The sequence below is a fragment of the Paenibacillus sp. D9 genome (assembly GCF_001188365.1).
In the GTDB taxonomy this organism is placed as follows: domain Bacteria; phylum Bacillota; class Bacilli; order Paenibacillales; family Paenibacillaceae; genus Paenibacillus_O; species Paenibacillus_O humicus.
Genome location: NZ_JZEJ01000001.1, coordinates 3,494,676 through 3,513,431 on the forward strand (window position 1 = coordinate 3,494,676; position 18,756 = coordinate 3,513,431).

Sequence of the window (18,756 nt, forward strand, 5' to 3'; positions counted from 1 at the left end):
GTGAACGCTCCCTTTCTTGAAGGACGTAACGGCTCCGCAAAAAATCCCCTGCAGCCCAAAAGGCCGACAGGGGATTCGTCCTGCGCTAAAGAGCCCGCTCCACGGGAATCAGAATGGTGAACTCCGGTTCCCGGTCGTAGGGATCCTGGCTCATGGGGTACTCCTCGTAATGAGTCAAGCCTTCGGGAGCGGTCTCCTTCATGCCCTGCTCCCCGATCCAGGCATACAGATTCCTGTAAGAGAGGTCTATGCTCTGCCCTTTGCGATGGAAGCAGCAGGCATAATCCAGCTCCGGGACTGCGATGCCCGTCATGCCTTCCGGAAGGATCCCGGAACCCTGCTCTCCCAGCTTCACGGCCGCATAATGGACAAAACCTTCCGCAGCGGGAAACGCGTGATAGGACAAGCCGAGCAGCACATCTGTCTGCACCGCCCCGTGAATCTCGCGCAGCCTCTTCTTGAATTGTTCCTGCAAGATCCGGATGCCTCCCGCGCCGGCCTCTGCGAACGTCCCCTCCCACCGAATTCCGACGGCCCGAAAGGCGGACCGCTTGATCAGCCGGGCCTCGGCGATCTGATTATCCATATTCCATATCCTCCTTTAATTTAACTTTTATGGAATCATCGCACTATACTATACAGACAAATTGTGTCATGGAAAGAGAAGAAAAACGATGACGATAACATCGCGGCTTCTGGAGCTGAAGGCTCTCGCATACGAACGAAGGCGCTTCACGGCGGAGAGATGGCGCTGTCCCCAGAAGGGCGAAATCTTCCCGCCTCTGCGGTCATGATTCCGATCAGAATCGGCTTCCAGTGGCTCAGCCATCACATGGCCCAGGTCGCCAGCCCTCCGTCTGCGACCAGCTGCTTGCTTCCCGCAGCAGCTCCCAGATTATCGGCTCCTTTTCCTTCCACGTATGCGGGACGGTCCTCCTTGAAGAGGGCCATCAGTCGATGCTTCCCGGCTGCGTAACGCCGGCATGCATCCGGATTGGACCTAAGATAGTCCCGGAACAGCAGCGCGGCCTGTTCCGCAAAGCTGCCCGCTTCCCGAACATGGATATGCGTTCGTCTCGCTCCTGGAAGCTCGCGGAAATACCTTTTCGTGAGGTCGGGGTTTCCTTCCCGGAACAGAAAGCCGGCCGCCTCTATTCTTTCCCTGCATGCCTGGAACTGTGCAAACGAAGCGATGGAAATCTGGATGTCAACGACTGGCTTGGCATCCAGGCCTTCGACAGCCGTGGAGCCGATAGGGTCGATGCGCAAGGCTCGAACCGAGCCCTCTCCGCAGCTAGTCCGCCGTCTCCGCAAAGTGCGTTCTCCACTCCGGCGCATGCTCCGAAATTCTCCACTGGTCCTCCATGCGGCAGCCCCCCGATTTCCCAATCCATGGCTATTATAACAGCGACTAGTGCCGCAGACAGAACAGAGTCATCCCCTCCATACAAAACAGCCTGTCGAGATAAAAGAAATCCCCTTCAGGCCATCTGCCTGAAGGGGACATCTGCAATCCCATTCCATGCCGCACATTCAAGCGGCAGCGCCACAAGGGAGCGATGCTCGGCGCTCCTCTTAGAGAGTTCCCTGCACGGCCGGCTGGCCCGCTGCGGAAGCCTGGCCCGCGGCCGCAGTCGCGGCCGCATCCCGGCGCTGGCGCGCCGACTTGCGGAAGAACAGCAGCTCGTAGATGCACGGCACGATAATCAGCGTGAGCACAGTCGCCACGATCAAGCCGCCGATGACGACGATGGCGAGGCTCTGCGACACGATGCTGCCGCTTTCCGAGGAGCCGAACACAAGCGGGAGCATGGCGCAGACGGTGGCGACGGCCGTCATCAGAATCGGCCTCATGCGGGTTCCCGCCGCCTCAAGCAGCGCTTCCCGGATGGTCATGCGCTCTTCGTTCTGCTTGACGCGGTCGATGAGCACGATCGCGTTGGTGACGACGATGCCGATCAGCATGAGCGCCCCGAACATCGCCGTGAAGTCCGGCGTCACCTGCGTGACTATCAGGCCCAGCACCGCGCCGATTGCGGCCAGAGGCAGCGTGAACATGATGGCGAGCGGCGCCCGCAGCGTCTTGAACGTCAGCACCATGATGAGGTACACGATTCCGATGGAGACGAGCGCGATCATGCCGAGATCCGCGAAATCCTGCGACTGGTCGCTGGAGGCTCCGCCGACGAGAACCTTGACTCCGGCCGGAGCCTTCACTTCCTCGGCTGCCTTTTTGATGTCGGCTCCGACGATCGACAGGCGGCTCGGCTCCGCCGATGCGGTTATTCTCACATAAGGCTTGCCGTCCTTAAGATAGGATACGGCCGCCTTCTCTTCCTTCTTCCACTGGGCGACGGCCGAAACTTGCTTCGGTCCCGCGTCCGTGATCACGGTAAGCCCCGGCAGGTCGGAAGCCTTTTCCGGCTTCAGCATCGGCTCCAGAATGACCGGTGTCTGCCTGCCGTCCGCTTCGGTCAGTTGGCCGACCGGAACCGGGTTCAGCATGCCTTGCAGCTGCTGGGCGATCTCCGCCGCCTTGGCCTGCGCCGGATCGACCTCCAGCGTATAGACCTGCTTGCGTTCCTGCTGGTTGCTTTCGACCTTCAGCACGTCCTTGACGGGCTTGATCCGCGCCATCACCTCGTCCGCCGTTTTCGATACGGCCGCGATATCGGAGCCGGCGACGTCAACGAACACCTGCGATCCCCCGCCTCCGGACATCAGGCTCATCGCCGAAGCGGTCAATTCCGCATCCGGGTAGTCGGACTGCTTCGATTTGATCGACTCGATGACGGCTTCGGCATCCGCGCCTTTTTTCATGCCGAGCAGGAAGGTGACCTGCGTCGGGGAGGAGATTTCTCCGAATCTGGCTCCGTCCGAGCTGTTGCCTGCCGACATATAAACCCATTCCTGGCCGTCCAAGCCTCTCAGGAAGGTCTCCATCTTTTTGCCTTCCTCCAGCAGATGCGCCTGGGTCGCGTCGGCCTTGAACGCAAGCGTAATGCTGACGTTGGAAGCGTCCGAGGAATCGATCGCCCCTTTCGGCATGGCCGCATACGCGCCGATCGAGCCGGCAAGAAGAATGACGGCAGCCGTCAGCGGCACCCATTTGCGGCGCAGGTTCCACTCCAGAATCTTCTGGAAGCGGCGCGACGGCGCATGCTCGGCAATTCGCACATTGCGGAACATGCGGGAGCTCATGAGCGGAATGACCGTCAGCGCTACAAGCAGCGACGACAGCAGGGAATAGGTGACCGTCAAGGCGAACGGCAGCAGGAACGACTGCAGCGAACCGCGCAGCAGGCCCATCGGCAGGAACACGGCGACAGTGGTCAGCGTGGATGCCGTGATGGCCGTGCCGACCTCCCGCGTCGCATCGATGACCAGCTTCGGCGAGAACGGCTCCTTCTGCAGCCTTCGGAATATATTTTCGATAACGACGATGCTGTCGTCCACCAGCCGTCCGACGGCAACGGCGACGCCGCCGAGCGTAAGGATGTTGAGCGTGACGCCGGAGGCGTCTAGCAGGTACAGAGTCAACCCGAGCGACAGCGGAATGGATACGATCGTAACCAGCGTCGCCCGGAAGTTGCGCATGAAGACGAGAATGACGATCGTCGCGAACAAAGCGCCCATCAGCACCTCCCGCATCATGCTGTTCACGGAATGAACGACCTGCTCGGAGGTGCTCATGAGCACTCTCAGCTGCACGCCCGGAATCTCCTTGCTGAGCTGCTCCGATTTCTGCTCGACCTGCTTGCCGACATCGACCGCATTCGCTCCCGCGGCCTTGGTGAAGGTGAGCACCATCGCATCCTTGCCGTCGATGCGGCTTATATTCTCTCTGCCGCTCTCCCGCTCGACGGATGCCACATCGCCAAGAGCGACGCCGGCCGCCACCGGCAGCTTCTTCAGCGCCGCCTCGTCATGCAGGACGGAGCTGACGTTCAGGTTGACCGCCGCTCCGTCCAGTATGCCCGAACCGACCGAGGCGGAGGCGGAGCGGCCGTTCATGACCGCATAGAGCGCCTGCAGGGGAACGCCTTTCTCCTGCAGTTTCGCCGCATCCGGCACGATCCGGATTTGCGGCTGCGGCCTGCCCGACACCGTTACCGAGCCGATGCCGTCGATGGATTGGAACGATTCCATGATTTCCTTCTGAGCCTGCTCCTGATGCGCCGCATCCAGGCTGTCGCCGTAGGTGAGCGTCACCCAGCTGATGGGAATCATCGACGTGTTGAGCTGGACGACATACGGCGCGCCGACCCGCTCCGGCAGCGGCACGGCGGCGATCGCCCGGTCGACATCGATCTTCGCCTGCTTCATGTCGGTCGACGAATCGAACGACAGATTGATTTGCGAATAGCTGTCTCCGGAAGAAGCGAACGAAGCGGTCTTCCCTTTGATGCCCGCCGTCGCCTCCTCCATCGGTTTGGTCACCAGCGTCTCCATGGAAGCCGCGTCATAACCGGGACCGATCGCGGTAATGGTCACTTGCGGATTGTCCGCCTCCGGCAAAAACTCCATCGGCAGCTTCGAGTAGCTGAATACGCCGAGTCCCAATACCAAAATCACACACAAAATAACAGCAGCCTTGTTGCGGAAAGCCCCTTCGATCAACGACCTCATCCCTTGAATCCTCTCCTCATCCGAATTTCCCTGTCTCTTTATGAAAGCCAGTTTCTAGCATACCCGCCGGAAGAGAGGGCGGGAAACGGCTTGGGAACGGTCTTGAGTCCGGGCTGAAGGAGGGCGGGGCATCGGTCTGGAGGCGGAGGCCGGCAACGGGGACAGCAACCCGAAGGGCTTTTCAGCGTCTTCATATAGAAGTTCTCAGCCGATAGATGAGGCGGCGGCAAGCTTGACGGCGGCTGCCAAGGAACGACGGCTGAACGGTATACAAACGGGGAGAGATGATTCTGAGGATCGAGCAGGTATGGGAGACGGATTAGAACAAGGAGATGACGGCAGCCATTCAAGGGCTGCTTTTGCAGAGCTTCCCGGATATCTATCCGAAGGACCGGATTTTTTTCAAGCAGCTGCCCCATTTTCGGTTTTTGGCTTATGACTCGGAAAACAGGCTGATTGGACATGCCGCGGCAGACTACCGAATGATGAATGCCGGCGGAAAGCCCGTTCGCGTCCTGGGCGTCATCGACCTGTGCGTCGAAGCTTCCTCGCGCTTGCGGGGAGTCGGGTCAGCCCTGCTGGCCGCAATGGATCGTTTTTGCGAAGGAAGAGCGATCGACTTCATTCTTCTGTTCGCGGATGACAGGACCCTGTATTTGAAAAACGGCTACCATTCTGTTCAAGCCAAATGCAAATGGATGAAAGTCAATCACGAGACATTGAGCACCGCCGGCATCGGATCGGAGGACATGGACGCCCTGATGGTCAAGCAGGTCGGACCCGACCGCTGGAATGAAGGCGAACTCGATTTTCTTGGTTATCTCTATTGAAGAGGTTTAGTGCATGAGCTTAGGAGAATCCTCCTCCGCCTGTCGCATGCAGCTGCGCAGTGGACCGGACTGCTGGCCGCTGATTGAATGGAGCCGGAATCAGGTTCGACATCGATGGAATGATGCCATCCATACCCAAAAAAGGAGATCTGCCTCCTCTCGGGAACAAGTCTCCTATTTCATTTCCCCTATTTTTCATGCTCTACAATTCGTAAGCAGACCATACGATCACCTCTGGACAGCTGCCTTGCCTCTACTTCCAAATCTCATCCGCGATCTCCTTGATCAGCGCCAGCTTGCTCCATTGCTGCTCCTCGGTCAGGATATTGCCCTCTTCCGTGGAGGCGAAGCCGCACTGCGGGCTCAGGCAGATCCGGTTGATGTCGACGTATTGCCCGGCTTCCCGGATGCGCTCGAGAATGGCTTCCTTATCCTCGAGCTCGCCGTTTTTGGAAGAGAACAGCCCCAGCACGATCTGTCCTTCTCCAATATGGCGCAACGGCTCGAAGCCGCCCGCGCGGTCCGTGTCGAACTCCAGGTAATAACCGTCCAGCGAGCCGATGGCAGCCAGCTGCTCGGCTACCGGCTCGTACCCTCCGGCGCCCGCCCAGGTGGAGGCGTAATTGCCGCGGCATACATGCGTCGTCACGGCCAGATCCCCCGGCAGATCGGCGATTGCGGCGCCGTTCACCTGCGCGTAGAGCTTGGCCAGATCATCCGGATCGGCGCCTGCGGCCTTGAGCCCGTCGCGGAACTTCGGATCGCACAGCATGCCCCAGGTGCAGTCGTCGAGCTGGATGCTGCGGCAGCCGGCGTCGTAGAAGGCCAGGATCGCGTCGCGGTAAGCCCGGGATACGTCCGCAGCCAAGTCATGGATAGAGGCATAGACGGCATCCGTGCCGGCTTTGTTCTCCGGACGGAGCAGCTCCGCCAGCAGCTGTGCCGGCGCCGGGATCGTCTGGCGCGCGACGGCATCCGTGCCCGCTGCGGCCAGCAGGAACCGGAAGTCCTCGATGAACGGATGGCTGCCGAAGGAGATCCGGCCGGTCAGCCTGGCCGTCTCGGCGCGCGTTTCCACGCCTTCGAACAGATAGCCCTGCGGCACGGCCGCTTTTTCCACCCCGTCCAAATGCCACATGAAGTCGAGATGCCACCAGGACCGGCGGAACTCCCCGTCGGTTACGGCCTTCAATCCGACCTGCTTCTGCTTGGCGACCAGGGCCAGGATCTCCCGGTCCTCGATCGTGCGCAGCTCCTCGGCGCCGAGCTCTCCGGCTTCATGGCGGCGGCGCGCTTCCTTCAATGCCTCGGGGCGGAGGAAGCTTCCCACCATGTCGAAGCGGTAGGGAGTCGTATGGCGGGCATGGGGATGGGTGGAAATCGTTTGGCACATGGAAATCATCTCTCCTTCGGACCTGCGTCTCTTGGTTGGTAAAGGAAAGATACCATGCCGGAGCCGTTATCAAGTAACTCCCATATTCTATAGCCAGTTATGCCTCTCAGCTATATCAACCGCCTATGACCTCATGCAAGGCCTCTACGTAAGCGGCTCCCAGCTTGGAAAGGGTGATATGCCGGTGGCTGATCCAGCCGACCTCGATCGTCTCCTCGCATTCGAGAGGCACGGGAATGATCTCGTTGCCGTTGAGATCGGCGCTCAGCACGCCCGTCGAAATCGTATAGCCGTTCAGGCCGATCAGCAGATTGAACAGCGTGGCCCTGTCGTTGACCCGGATGCTCTTTGGATGCGAGAGCGTGCTGAGAATCTCCTCCGAGAAGTGGAACGAGTTGTACTCCCCTTGGTCGAAGGAGAGGTACGGATAGTGCTGAAGATCCTCGATCGTGACGCTGGCCTGCTTGGCAAGCGGATTGCGGATGCTGATGAACACATGGGGCTGCGCCGTGAACAAGGTCCGGAATTCCAGATTGGCCGATGACAGCAGCTTCTGGATGACCTGGGCATTGAATTCATTGCGGTACAGGATGCCGATCTCGCTGCGCTGGGTGCGCACGTCCTCGATGATTTCATGCGTCTTCGTCTCTCGAAGAGCGAGCTCGTATTCCTCCTGCCCGTACTCCTGCACGAGCTGCACGAAAGCATTCACCGCAAAGGCATAGTGCTGGGTCGAGACGGAAAAATGCTGCGGCGACGGCTTGCCGCTGAGGTAGCGGCTCTCCAGAAGCTCCGCCTGCTCGATGACCTGCCGGGCATAGGCGAGGAATTCGGCTCCCTGGGCGGACAAGATGATTCCCTTGTTGGTGCGCCGGAAGATCGTAATCTGCAATTCGTTCTCCAGCTCCTGGATCGCCTTGGACAGGCTCGGCTGCGAGATGAACAGCCGCTTGGCCGCCTCGTTCATCGATCCGCGGACCGCAACTTCAATGACATATTTGAGCTGCTGTAGCGTCATGGATTTCCCCCTTCTCCTCTTCACACTTATGGAAATAAAAAGTATTACCAGGCATGTCTTGATTCCGGCTATCTTCAGCCCCTATTTCGGCTATCCTCAACCATGCGGCCAATCCTCGGCCTTGGCGGGCTTCACCCATGCGTCCTTATAACTGACCTTTCCCCAGGCGTTCAAGGCATTCACGCCCAGCCGCCGGTCCAGGCTGGCGGTGTGCTTGGAGTGGAAGAGGAACAGCAGGAACCGCTCCGAGCTCAGCCTCCGCTCCCAGCTTCTCAGCTGCGCGATCCGCCGCTCCGCGCTGATCTCGGACATGCAGGCATCCATCGCCTTTTCGTTCTCGGCCCGCAGGGAAGGACTCAGCAGGTTCGGAATGAAGCTTCTCGTCATCCGGTACATTTCAATCAAGGTCAGATCCGGCTGCTCGCCGAGCACCTCTCCCGCCACGACCAGATCGGCTTCGGCCAGGACAGCGGGATCCGACAGCTGCTCGATCGGGATGGATACGATCTCCAGCACGATGCCGATTTCTCCGCAGCGGTCCCGAATCCAGGCCGCATTCCGTTCATTGTCCGGCATGGCATACGTGAACAGCCGCAGCGTCTCCCCGCTCCTGGCCGCCGGGTCGGAATCCATGGCATGTTGATTGGAGTCCCCCGTCGCGGAGCCTTCCGGAAAGAAGCTTCCGGAAGGCATTCCACGCACTCCCCCCAGCTCCTCGACCATAGCTTGCCGGTCCAGAGCGGCATCGACAGCCTCGCGGAAGATGGGGTCCTGCATCGGTCCGGCCTTGTTGAGGTTGAACACCGCATACGTGCTGCCCGCTTCGAGGCGGCTGAGCGCCTTCTCCCCCTCGCTGCCGATGCCCGTCTCCAAATAGAGCAATTGGGATCCGGCCAGCTTCTCCGCATGCTCGAGAATGCCATCATAATCCGTCCATACCCACATCTCGATCCGGTCCAGATGGGGCCTCCCGAGAAAATAGCGGTCATGCGCCTCCAAGGCGAGCATCGACTCGTCATTGCCCGTCACGCGGAACGCCCCGGTTCCGACCGGCAGGCGGGCGAACGTCTCCTCGTTCAAATCCGAGGGCACGACTGAATACCGCTCCAGGCAGAGGGCATGCATGAGCAGGGCGGCGGGCCGGCCGAAGCGAAGCTCCAGGCTGTAGTCGTCCAGAACACGGATCTCCTGCAGATCCCGCAGGACGAAGTCCTCCCCGTTCAGCCGCAGAATGCGCCGGAACGTAAATGCCGCATCCTCGGCGGTCAACAGCTTGCCGTGATGGAACCTCACTCCCTTGCGCAGGTAAAGCCGCCAGCGCCTTGCCTGTCCGTCCCGTTCCCAGGCGTGGGCCAAAGCAGGCCTCAGCCCGCCTCTATCCGGATCGTACGCGCATAGCGTATCGAAGATTTGAGCGACCCAGTGCGCCTCGGTGCGCCGCATGACCATAGCCGGATCAAGAGCCGGTACCGGCCGATAAAAAGGGAAGCGCAGCACATCCCGGCCTGCATCCGGACGATGCACGCCGAATTGCCCGCTCAGCCATTCCCCGAAGGCAAAGTTCAGAGCGTCATCGCCCAACGGCTCCAGCAGCCTGCGGGCTTCGGCCAGCTTGCCCGCTGAAGCCAGGCGGCGGGCCTTGTCCAGCATCGGCTCCCGAAGGGAAGCCCGGAAGGTGAGGCGGGAGCGGTTGCCCCGTCCTCTGCCCGGCTCCCACGTCAGCAGCCCTCTCTCCTGCATAGACGCCAGCTGCAGCTGGGCATTGCGCCTCGTGCAGGCCAGCGCCTCGCACACCTGATCCATCGGCAGCTCGAAGGCCGTACCCTCCGGAACGGAAGCATGCCGTTCTCTCAGTTTGTAATAGTACCATTCCGCTTCCATTCCACAGGCTCCCTCCACAGGGCGGACTTTCGCCCGAAAAGGCGAACGGCGCCGCGATATCTTTCGCTTTTTGGCTTCGCATAGGCCGATTATACTGATGCTGCAAGCCTGCCCAAGCCATTCGGCAAACCGAAAGCAAGCAAGGAGCTTGCGACTCGAGAAGAAAAGATCGTACTCGTATGATATCCTTTCTGTTCTCATAAACCAAGGAGAATGCCGTTATGCCGCCCGATGACCGACCGACTTCCCCAGCGGCTCCGCATCCTGTCTCCGCCGCCGCAGACTCTCATCCGAACCGCCTCCGGCCCGCTCTGTGGAGGAGCCGCCCGTTCATGCTGCTGCTGGCCTCCGGCTTCGTGCTGGCGCTCGGCGGCAAGCTCTATGAGCTGACGCTGCCGCTGCTCCTCTACGACCTCACGCATTCCGCGGTCGCGATGTCGGCGATGCGCAGCATCGAATTTCTGCCCAATCTGCTGCTTGCCGTATTCATCGGCGTCCTGGTCGACCGTTCCCGCAAGAAACGCTGGACGATCCTGTCGGTCTTCTTCCAGATCGCCGTGCTGGCCGGCCTGTACCTGTGGACCGAGAAGGGGCCTGGCGCATCCTCCCTATATGCCTGCTATATCGGCGGCTTCCTGCTGATGACATTCGGTTATGCCTATAACAACGCGCGGGTAGCACTGGTCAAGCAATGCCTCCCGGCCGGCCTGCTCGCGCCAGCCAACGCCTCCTACTCGTTCATGACGACGCTTATCGGCATCGGAGGCCCGGCGCTGACCGGGCTGATCCTCTCCTTCTCGAACCTGCAGGACGGCCTGCTTCTGACGGCGGCCGCTTACATCCCCGCCCTGCTGCTGCTCTCGCTGCTTCCGGCCGATGACCGCTCGCCGCGTCCGAAGCCGGCCGGCTGGAGCCGGGAGCTCGGCGAGGCGTGGCGGGAGCTGATGCGCAACCGCGCGCTGTGGCAGATTACGCTGCTCGTCGTCTTCATGAACGCCGCATCGGGCATGGTGGATGCGACGGTGATCTTCACCGCCAAGGACCGTCTCGCCCTGAGCTCCGGCATGCTGGGCCTCGTGCTCTCCGCCGCCGGCGCCGGCGGACTGGCCGGCAGCCTGCTGCTGCCGCCGCTCAAGCGGCGCTTCCGGCTGGGAGCGCTGCTCGCCGCGAGCTCGCTGCTCTCGGCGATAGGCGGCTTGATGCTTGCCCTGGCCGCCTCTGCAGGAATGATGGCTGCGGGGCTGTTCGTGGACGGCATGGCGGGAGCCGTCAGCACGGTCTGCATCTGGACCTACCGGCAGGAATCGACGCCGGCCCATCTGATCGGCCGCATCAACGGCCTCACCGGTTCCATCTTCAAGCTTGGCATGCCGCTGGCCATCTATGCCGGCGGATGGGCGAGCGAGCTCGGCTCCACGGCTCACGTGTTCCTTGCCGCCGCCTTCATCCATCTGTCCACGGCCGCCGCATGCCGGTTCAGCTCTTTATGGAAAACAGCATGAAAGAGGCGTATGACCAGGTAATGCCTGGTCATACGCCTCTTTTGAAAAATCGATTAAAGCTTGCGAGCCCAGTGGCGATGCGCCGCGACCGCTTCGACAAAGGCCTCTGCCGAGCCTTCGGCGCTGACGATGCCGGGATCGCCGGCTTGCGCCTTCAGTCCGGCGAGCTCCAGCAGCTGAGCGGCATCTTCCGGGCTGCCGAAGCCGATCGCCTTGAAGTGCTGGAACGCTTCCTTCAGGAAGTCCGGCAGCTTCGGATTCGGCTTCAGCATCGCGAGGCTCGCCTCCCCGCCGGCGACGAATACGGCATCGAAGAGCACCGAGTCGCTCGTCAGGAAGCTGTGCGCCGCTTCCACCTCGCTGCCGTCGTCTCCGCTTACCGTGCCAAGAGTCGAGCTGAGGTATTCCGGCAGCGCTCCGGCCGCCGTCAAGGCAGCGGCCAGCTCAGCCGTCTCCGCGCCGCGGAAGCCGTCCGCGACCACAATCGCCACCTTGCGGTTTTTCGCCGACTTGACCGTATTCATGATGCTGAGGGCCGGCGAGGAAGCCCTCACTTCCGAGCCCCCGTTCAGGTCCGCCGGAGGCTGCGCTCCGATGTTAGCCGCGACGGACGCAGCGAGCTTGCCGCTGACCTGCGCGAACATGTCCACGACGCCCTGGCGGATGTTCTTGTCCTTCACATGCCCGAGCTCGAAGCTGAAGGCGGAGATGATATGCTGCTTCTCCACCTCGGACATGCTGTTCCAGAACAGGATGGCCTGGCTGTAATGATCCTTGAAGCTGTCGCTGCGCTCGCGCGTGACGCGGCCGTCGACCTTCTCCTGATAATGCTTGTAGCCGTCCTCGGTCGTATGCGGCGAGCCTCCGGCGATGCCGTTCTTGTGATAAGCGACCGGACCGCGGTTGATCGTCATCCGGTGCATGCCGTCGCGCTGGTTGTTGTGGACCGGACACATCGGACGGTTGATCGGAATCTCATGGAAGTTCGGACCGCCGAGACGGGACAGCTGCGTATCCGTGTAGGAGAACAGCCGGCCCTGCAGCAGCGGATCGTTGGAGAAATCGATGCCCTTGACGAGATGTCCCGGATGGAAGGCGATCTGCTCCGTTTCCGCAAAGAAATTGTCCGTATTGCGGTTCAGCGTCAGCTTGCCGATGCGCTGCACGGGCACGAGCTCCTCCGGCCACAGCTTGGTCGGATCGAGGATGTCGAAGTCGAACTTGAACTCGTCCTCTTCCTCAAGCACCTGGATGCCGAACTCGAATTCCGGATACCTGCCGGCTTCGATCGCTTCGTACAGATCGCGGCGGTTGAAGTCCGGGTCCTTGCCGGCGAGCTTCTGGACCTCGTCCCAGACGAGGGAATGAGTGCCGAGCACCGGCTTCCAGTGGAACTTGACGAAGCGCGCCTTGCCCTCGGCGTTGACGAGCCGGAACGTATGGACGCCGAAGCCCTCCATCATGCCGTAGCTGCGGGGCAGCGAGCGGTCGGACATCGCCCACATGATCATATGGGCGGTCTCGGTGTTGTTGATGACGAAATCCCAGAACGTATCATGCGCCGACTGGGCTTGCGGAATCTCATTATGAGGCTCCGGCTTCACCGCATGAATGAAATCAGGGAACTTCATCGCGTCCTGAATGAAGAAAACCGGCATATTGTTGCCGACGAGATCGAAGTTGCCTTCCTCGGTGTAGAACTTCACGGCGAAGCCGCGCACGTCGCGGACCGTATCCGCCGAGCCGCGCGAGCCCGCTACCGTAGAGAAGCGGACGAATACCGGCGTCTTGACCGACGGGTCCTGCAGGAAGCCGGCTTCCGTCAGCTCCGCCATCGGCTTGTACACCTGGAAGTAGCCATGAGCGCCGAAGCCTCTGGCATGGACGATGCGCTCCGGAATGCGCTCATGGTCGAAATGCGTCATCTTCTCCCGGAAATGGAAATCCTCCATCAAGGTCGGACCGCGCACGCCGGCTTTCAGGGAATGCTCGTCCTCCGCCACATGCAGGCCTTGATTCGTCGTGAGCCTCTGCCCGTCGTTGTCGACGGTATGCTGCGCGAGCTGCTCGTCCTTGCTGCTTCCGGCTGCGGTCTGCTTCGGGTCCTGGCTCATTCTTCGTATCTCCTCCTTAAGGGGTTGGAAGGTGCTTTTGCATGGCTGAAAGATCAGCTGAACATGAGCACTTTTCCTTACCCTCGGCCGTCCCCGGCCAATCACGCTCGGAGATGCGGATGGGACCGAACAAGGCTGATCAAGGGGCGGAGATGGCAGGGACCAGCGGCTGCGCCGTACCGACGGCCGCGCGCGAGGGCTCTGCTTCGATATGGAAGGCGTCCAGCTTCTCCTGAAGCAGCGCCGCCATCGCCTGCAGCGATTCCGCAGAGCCGGATATGTCCTGCATGGACGCCATCTGTTGTCTGCTTCCAATCGCCGAAGCCCCGGAATGTTCGGCAATCGTGGAAGCAAGCGACAGCAGCTCGTCGCTGGAAGCCAGCATCTGCTCCATGGAGGCGGACAATTCCTCCGCGGAGGCGGATACCTCCTGAGTTTGCTGGGCCACGGTCGTCATGGAATACGCCACGGAACGGAACGCCAATTCGGTATTCCCGATGCTCTCCGATCCCCGCAGCACCTCTTCCATCCCTTTTTTGACCGACTCGACAGCCTGGTCCGCATGCTCCGCGATGCCGAGAACGAATTCGGAGATGCGGGCCGAAGCTTCCTTCGTTTCCTCCGACAGCTTTTTGACCTCCTGAGCCACGACGGCGAATCCTCTTCCGCCCTCTCCCGCCCGGGCGGCCTCTATGGAAGCATTCAAGGAAAGGAGATTCGTCTGGGAAGCCACTTCGTGAATAAAAGCGGCCATTTCCTTGATCCGGCCGGATTGTTCGACCAGATTCTCGACGTTTTGAGCGGCTCCTTCCATGACGACCCGGATTTCGCCCATTTTTCCTTTCGTCTCCGACATCAGTCGGCTCCCCATGTCCGCTTGCTGCAGAGCCTGCTCGGAGGACTCGGCCGTAATAGAGGCCGCTTCGGCTACCCGCTGCAGGCTTATGGCGCTTTCCTCCATGGCGGTCCGGCTTTCATTCATCCGCTCCCGTTGACCGGAGGCGGATTCGGCGATGGCGCGGACCGATAGGGAGATGCGCTCCGATTCGGAGGCAGCTTGCGCCGATGCTCCCGCCAGCTGGCGGGAAGAAGCCGCAAGCTCTCGGGCATTTTGATCGATGGTTCGAAGGAGCTGGCTCAACTGCTTTTTCATGCCGTTCACGGCAAGGGTCAAGACGTTCAGCTCCTGGATCGAGGCAGGGGCCAGATCATCTCCGGTCAAGTCCCCCTCCGCGATTCGCCGAGCGGCGCGTGCGGCCGCGTCCACCGGACGGGAGATCCGCCTTGAAATGAGCAGAGCCGCAGCGGCTCCGAGGAGCAGCGCGAGCACGACCACGGCTGCAAGCAGCTTCTGCACGTCGGCCACATGCGCCGCCGCCTCTGCTTGAGATGCCGCAAGCTGGCTTTGCTGGAAGCTCTCCAGCTCCTCCGCGGCGGCCGACAGCTTGAGCGCCATAGGAATGCATTGCTCCTCTACCAGCTTGATATACCCTGCCGTATCTCCTCTCTCCTTGTAGCCGGTTATCGTCGCTACGATTCCCGCGTACTCGGCTTCCAGCCGCTCCAGCTTGCCTGCAAGCTCCTTGGATTTCTCCTGCTTCAAGCTTCCTTTGAGCTTCTCCATCCCTGTGGCGAAGGACTGCCGGTCGGCCTTGTAAGCGTCGAACGATGCTTGTTGTTCCGTAATCAGATAGCCGCGGACGTTTTTCGCCTCGCTGGCCGCCCGATATTTCAAATCTTTGATCAGCAGTATTTTTCCGACCCGGTCCTGAATAAGGGATTGATACGTTCGATGAAGCGAGTTGAGCTGATTCCAGCTCACAGCTCCGACCAAAAGAGTAAGCGCGAGCACAACGGAGAAGCCTAGCAAAAGATTGGTCCGGATTTTCATCCTCTTTAACCCCCGATAAGTTAGATACTAAAAAAAATATTTATACCCATGAGTATATTAGACTTGATCGGATTAAGCTAAACCATTCTTACCGCCTTTAAACAAAAAAAAATAAATCGGGAAGGCATTTAAAGAATGGACTGATTTGAGAGGGTCTGTCAACTGGATGCAAAAGCGCGAAATCGGCTGGAAATGACTCTTCATACATGAAGGGATGTCTGATCCCCTTCCATATCCGACCGGTTCACTTGCTTTTTGAAACCTGATCACGAATAATAAGTAAGCAGGGGCTTCCGCCCCTGATTTCAACGCTCCCAAAGGAGGATGTACGATGACTGCATCTGACCATACACGAATTCCGATCTCGGTGCTGGATCTCGCCCCCGTCGTGGAAGGCTCCACTCCCGCCGAATCGTTCCGCCGCACGCTCGAGCTGGCTCGCCATGCCGAAGAGCTCGGCTATACCCGCTACTGGCTGGCGGAGCATCACAACATGCCCGGCGTATCCAGCTCGGCAACCTCGCTCGTGATCGGGCATGTCGCCGGAGGCACGAGCCGCATCCGCGTCGGCTCCGGCGGCATCATGCTCCCGAACCATGCGCCGCTCCAGATCGCCGAGCAATTCGGCACGCTGGAGTCGCTCTACCCCGGCCGGATCGACCTCGGTCTCGGCCGCGCTCCCGGCTCCGATCAGCCGGCATCCCGCGCGCTGCGCCGGGGCCTGACGGCCGGCGGCCAGGACTTCCCCGAGCTGCTCAGCGAGCTGCGCGGCTACTTCGACCCGTCGCTAGGCACGGCTGCTCCCGGCGTGCGCGCCGTTCCCGGCGAAGGGCTCGACATTCCGATCTGGCTGCTCGGATCCAGCGGCTTCAGCGCCCAGCTGGCCGGAGAGCTCGGCCTGCCGTTCTCGTTCGCCAGCCACTTCGCTCCGGATTATCTGATCCCGGCGCTCCATTTGTACCGCAGCAGCTTCAAGCCGTCCCGCCACCTGGACAAGCCGTATGCCATGGTAGCCATCAATATCGTCGCCGCGGATTCCGAAGCCCAGGCGGCTTATCTGGCCACCTCCCAGCAGCAGCAGTTCCTGAACATCGTGCGCGGACGCACCGGGATGCTGAAGCCTCCCGTCGACAGCATGGACGGACTGTGGTCGGAGCAGGAGAAGGCGGTTCTCGCCAGCACGCTCCGGTACTCGATCGTCGGCACGAAGGAAACGATCAAAACCCGTCTGCCGGAGATTCAGCAAGAGACCGGAGCGGATGAATTCATCATTGCCGGCCAGATCTACGATCAGGAGGCCAGGCTGAAATCGTACCGGATCGCAGCCGAAGCCGTGAACGAATGGAATGGCTGAATGGAAAAAACCGGTGTATCCAGAGCTTCTTCAGCTTGGATATACCGGTCTTTTTTATTGATAGCGTTTGTAAGAAACTGTATACTATAGAATGCCGCTCCAGTTGTTTTTACTACTGAAGCATGTACATATCGGATCGATTCATTTCACCCCATATATTGATCAAAGAGAGGGGCCCTGCAGGTACGATGTCCATACGTGTATTGGTTGTCGATCCCTATCAGCTGGTCCGCAGAGGACTCACTTCCATCCTGTCCGGCGAAGAATCCATCGAAGTCATCGGCGAAGCCTCCGACCGCAAGGAAGCGCTTGCTCATATCCAGAGCCTGCAGCCGGATCTTTGCATCATGAACAACCGCATCAATCAGCAGAGCGGCCTGGACGTCATCGGCAAGCTCAAGCAGGCCGGGGCGGGATGCCGATTCATGTACCTCACCTCGTCCATGAGGCCGGCCGAGCTCCAGCAGGCGCTCGACCTCGGCATCGAGGGTCTGGTGCTCAAGGAAGCGCTCCCGGAAGAGCTGATTCACGCGGTTCGGATGATCCATCGCGGACGCAAGTATTATGACGTCGAGCTGCTGGAATCCAGACTGGCCGACAAGCCTGCCGAGAACTACCATAATCTGACGCCCAAGGAGCTTGAGGTGCTGCAGATGCTGAGCGAGGGCTTGTCCAACAAGGAGATCGCTTCGCGCCTCGTCGTTACGGAATATACGGTCAAGAAGCATGTCAGCCAGGTGCTGTCGAAGCTTGAGCTGACGGACCGCACCAAGGCTGCGCTGTTCTATCATCAGAACGCCATGTTCCAGAACATCGGCTGAAGATGTTTCGAAAAACCCGTCCGGTTCCGGTCGGGTTTTTCTTCTATTCTTGAAGCTGTCCGGAATTCCCTCTCGGATGGTCAGATACCTTCGAGCGGCCCCGCGATGCCTTTCCATGGCAGCAGGCTTACGAGTGCATAACCTTTGACTTCCTTCACCGGCACCTGGCCCAGCTCGGCACTGCGGCTGTCGAGGCTCTCGCCCGGATCGCGGTTGTCGCCAAGCACGAATACGCAGCCCGGCTGGACCGCAATTTCTTCCATGTCCATCGCTTTGCCGGTCGTGTACATTTCGGGGAGGGACTTGCCGTTCACATAGACGATGCCTTCATGGATCGCCACGTGGTCCCCTTCGGTCGCGATGACCCTCTTCACAATGCTGTACCCGAGCGCCGCGCTGTCCACGATGACCACATCGCCGGCATCCGGCTTCGCGAAGTAGGTCGAGACCTTGTTGATCAGCAGAATATTGCCGTCCCCGAGCGTCGGCGCCATGGAATGCCCGTTGACACGGTCGAGCCCGATCGTATGCGTGAGCAGGAACAATCCCAGCGCGAGCAGGATGATATAGCGAATCCAGCCGATCAGCTCGGACTTTCGGGCTGGCTTGGCCGGAGCCGCCTTCTCTTCAGCCGCTTGGCTCGCAGAGGAGGCCGAGCCGCTTGATATCGATCTATCCTGTTCAAACGTCTGCTCGCTCATAGCTGCAACCTTCTTTCCTCATGTCCACTCAACGGTTACGGCTGCTCCGGGGCAGCATATACATCAACGGTCACGGAAGGCGCAGGAGGAATCGGCTCGGATATCGTGATGGCGCTGAGTTCCGCGAGCGCTCGGCTCTCCACGGACTGGATGCTCTCTGCGTAGGCCCTCTTCTGCTCCTCGCTGCTGAACTCGCGGCTGGCAACAAGCTCCCTCGATCGATTCTTGATCGCCTGGATAGCGGCCTGCTTCTGTTCGGCCGCATAAGCCTGCAAAGCCGCTTGATGCTCTTGAAGTTTCGCTTGGAGTTCTTTCTGCAAGACGATTTTCTCGGCTTCGGTATCCGTACGGATCTCATCGCGCATCTTGGCGATGACCTGGTCGGCGCTCGATTGCATCGCGAACCGCAATTTTTCCTTAAGATCCACGTCCGCGAACGATACGCCAAGCGAAGCGAAGGCCGTCACGCTTGCAGCCACAACTCCAAGCAAAACCCGGGATTTCCATTTTTTCGACGATGCGCCGGTTGAACCCCTTTGTTTTCTCATTCCGTTCTCTCCCTTCGATGTTTTTTCAGATCAAATCACGGGGATTGGCTCCAATCCCCGTGTCGACCCGCGAA

14 protein-coding genes are annotated in these 18,756 nt (G+C 60.2%); 4 read left to right on the forward strand and 10 right to left on the reverse strand.

The genetic code is table 11. From position 1 onward, the window contains the following. Window positions 1-85 precede the first annotated feature (85 nt). The 3 genes from VE23_RS15695 to VE23_RS15705 all read right to left on the reverse strand — a co-directional run bounded on the left by VE23_RS15695 (window position 86) and on the right by VE23_RS15705 (window position 4,629). Window positions 86-586 (reverse strand): GyrI-like domain-containing protein, encoded by a 501-nt coding sequence (locus VE23_RS15695; RefSeq protein ID WP_049868490.1) that lies wholly within the window; start codon window positions 584-586, stop codon window positions 86-88. 242 nt (window positions 587-828) lie between these two features. Further along, complete coding sequence (locus tag VE23_RS15700) at window positions 829-1,269, reverse strand: GrpB family protein (protein WP_232313075.1); 441 nt, start codon at window positions 1,267-1,269, stop codon at window positions 829-831. Between the two features lie 306 nt (window positions 1,270-1,575). Next, a complete protein-coding gene (locus VE23_RS15705; protein ID WP_049868491.1) occupies window positions 1,576-4,629 on the reverse strand; it encodes an efflux RND transporter permease subunit in 3,054 nt (1,017 codons plus the stop codon). Between the two features lie 332 nt (window positions 4,630-4,961). On the opposite strand from VE23_RS15705, the gene VE23_RS15710 reads away from it, so the two are divergent. Then, window positions 4,962-5,459 (forward strand): GNAT family N-acetyltransferase, encoded by a 498-nt coding sequence (locus VE23_RS15710; RefSeq protein WP_069202485.1) that lies wholly within the window; start codon window positions 4,962-4,964, stop codon window positions 5,457-5,459. Window positions 5,460-5,712: 253 nt separating this feature from the next. Here VE23_RS15710 and VE23_RS15715 read toward each other — a convergent pair whose 3' ends face one another. From VE23_RS15715 to VE23_RS15725, 3 genes are all read right to left on the reverse strand, one after another. After that, window positions 5,713-6,852 carry a 5-methyltetrahydropteroyltriglutamate--homocysteine S-methyltransferase gene (locus tag VE23_RS15715; RefSeq protein ID WP_049868492.1) on the reverse strand — a complete coding sequence of 380 codons (1,140 nt, stop codon included), beginning with the start codon at window positions 6,850-6,852 and terminating at the stop codon, window positions 5,713-5,715. A 115-nt stretch (window positions 6,853-6,967) separates the two neighbouring features. After that, the gene (locus VE23_RS15720; RefSeq protein WP_049868493.1) at window positions 6,968-7,870 is read right to left on the reverse strand and encodes a LysR family transcriptional regulator; all 903 of its coding nucleotides are present in this window, start codon (window positions 7,868-7,870) and stop codon (window positions 6,968-6,970) included. Between the two features lie 96 nt (window positions 7,871-7,966). Beyond that, window positions 7,967-9,751 carry an ABC transporter substrate-binding protein gene (locus VE23_RS15725; protein WP_049868494.1) on the reverse strand — a complete coding sequence of 595 codons (1,785 nt, stop codon included), beginning with the start codon at window positions 9,749-9,751 and terminating at the stop codon, window positions 7,967-7,969. Between the two features lie 332 nt (window positions 9,752-10,083). Here VE23_RS15725 and VE23_RS15730 point away from each other — a divergent pair, with 332 nt between their 5' ends. Then, window positions 10,084-11,253, forward strand: coding sequence for an MFS transporter (locus tag VE23_RS15730; RefSeq protein ID WP_164763042.1), 1,170 nt, complete (start codon window positions 10,084-10,086; stop codon window positions 11,251-11,253). A 53-nt stretch (window positions 11,254-11,306) separates the two neighbouring features. Here VE23_RS15730 and VE23_RS15735 read toward each other — a convergent pair whose 3' ends face one another. Together VE23_RS15735 and VE23_RS15740 are read right to left on the reverse strand one after the other, a co-directional pair. Continuing rightward, the gene (locus VE23_RS15735) at window positions 11,307-13,367 is read right to left on the reverse strand and encodes a catalase (protein WP_049868495.1); all 2,061 of its coding nucleotides are present in this window, start codon (window positions 13,365-13,367) and stop codon (window positions 11,307-11,309) included. A gap of 139 nt (window positions 13,368-13,506) precedes the next feature. Beyond that, on the reverse strand, window positions 13,507-15,258 hold the full coding sequence (locus VE23_RS15740) for a methyl-accepting chemotaxis protein (RefSeq protein WP_049868496.1): 1,752 nt from the start codon (window positions 15,256-15,258) through the stop codon (window positions 13,507-13,509). Between the two features lie 331 nt (window positions 15,259-15,589). On the opposite strand from VE23_RS15740, the gene VE23_RS15745 reads away from it, so the two are divergent. Continuing rightward, complete coding sequence (locus VE23_RS15745) at window positions 15,590-16,612, forward strand: LLM class flavin-dependent oxidoreductase (protein ID WP_049868497.1); 1,023 nt, start codon at window positions 15,590-15,592, stop codon at window positions 16,610-16,612. A 188-nt stretch (window positions 16,613-16,800) separates the two neighbouring features. Then, complete coding sequence (locus tag VE23_RS15750; RefSeq protein ID WP_232316972.1) at window positions 16,801-17,433, forward strand: response regulator transcription factor; 633 nt, start codon at window positions 16,801-16,803, stop codon at window positions 17,431-17,433. Window positions 17,434-17,513: 80 nt separating this feature from the next. Here VE23_RS15750 and lepB read toward each other — a convergent pair whose 3' ends face one another. Both lepB and VE23_RS15760 read right to left on the reverse strand, forming a co-directional pair. Further along, on the reverse strand, window positions 17,514-18,134 hold the full coding sequence (lepB, locus tag VE23_RS15755; protein WP_049868498.1) for a signal peptidase I: 621 nt from the start codon (window positions 18,132-18,134) through the stop codon (window positions 17,514-17,516). 35 nt (window positions 18,135-18,169) lie between these two features. Beyond that, window positions 18,170-18,682 (reverse strand): hypothetical protein, encoded by a 513-nt coding sequence (locus tag VE23_RS15760; protein ID WP_157053976.1) that lies wholly within the window; start codon window positions 18,680-18,682, stop codon window positions 18,170-18,172. Window positions 18,683-18,756 lie beyond the last annotated feature (74 nt).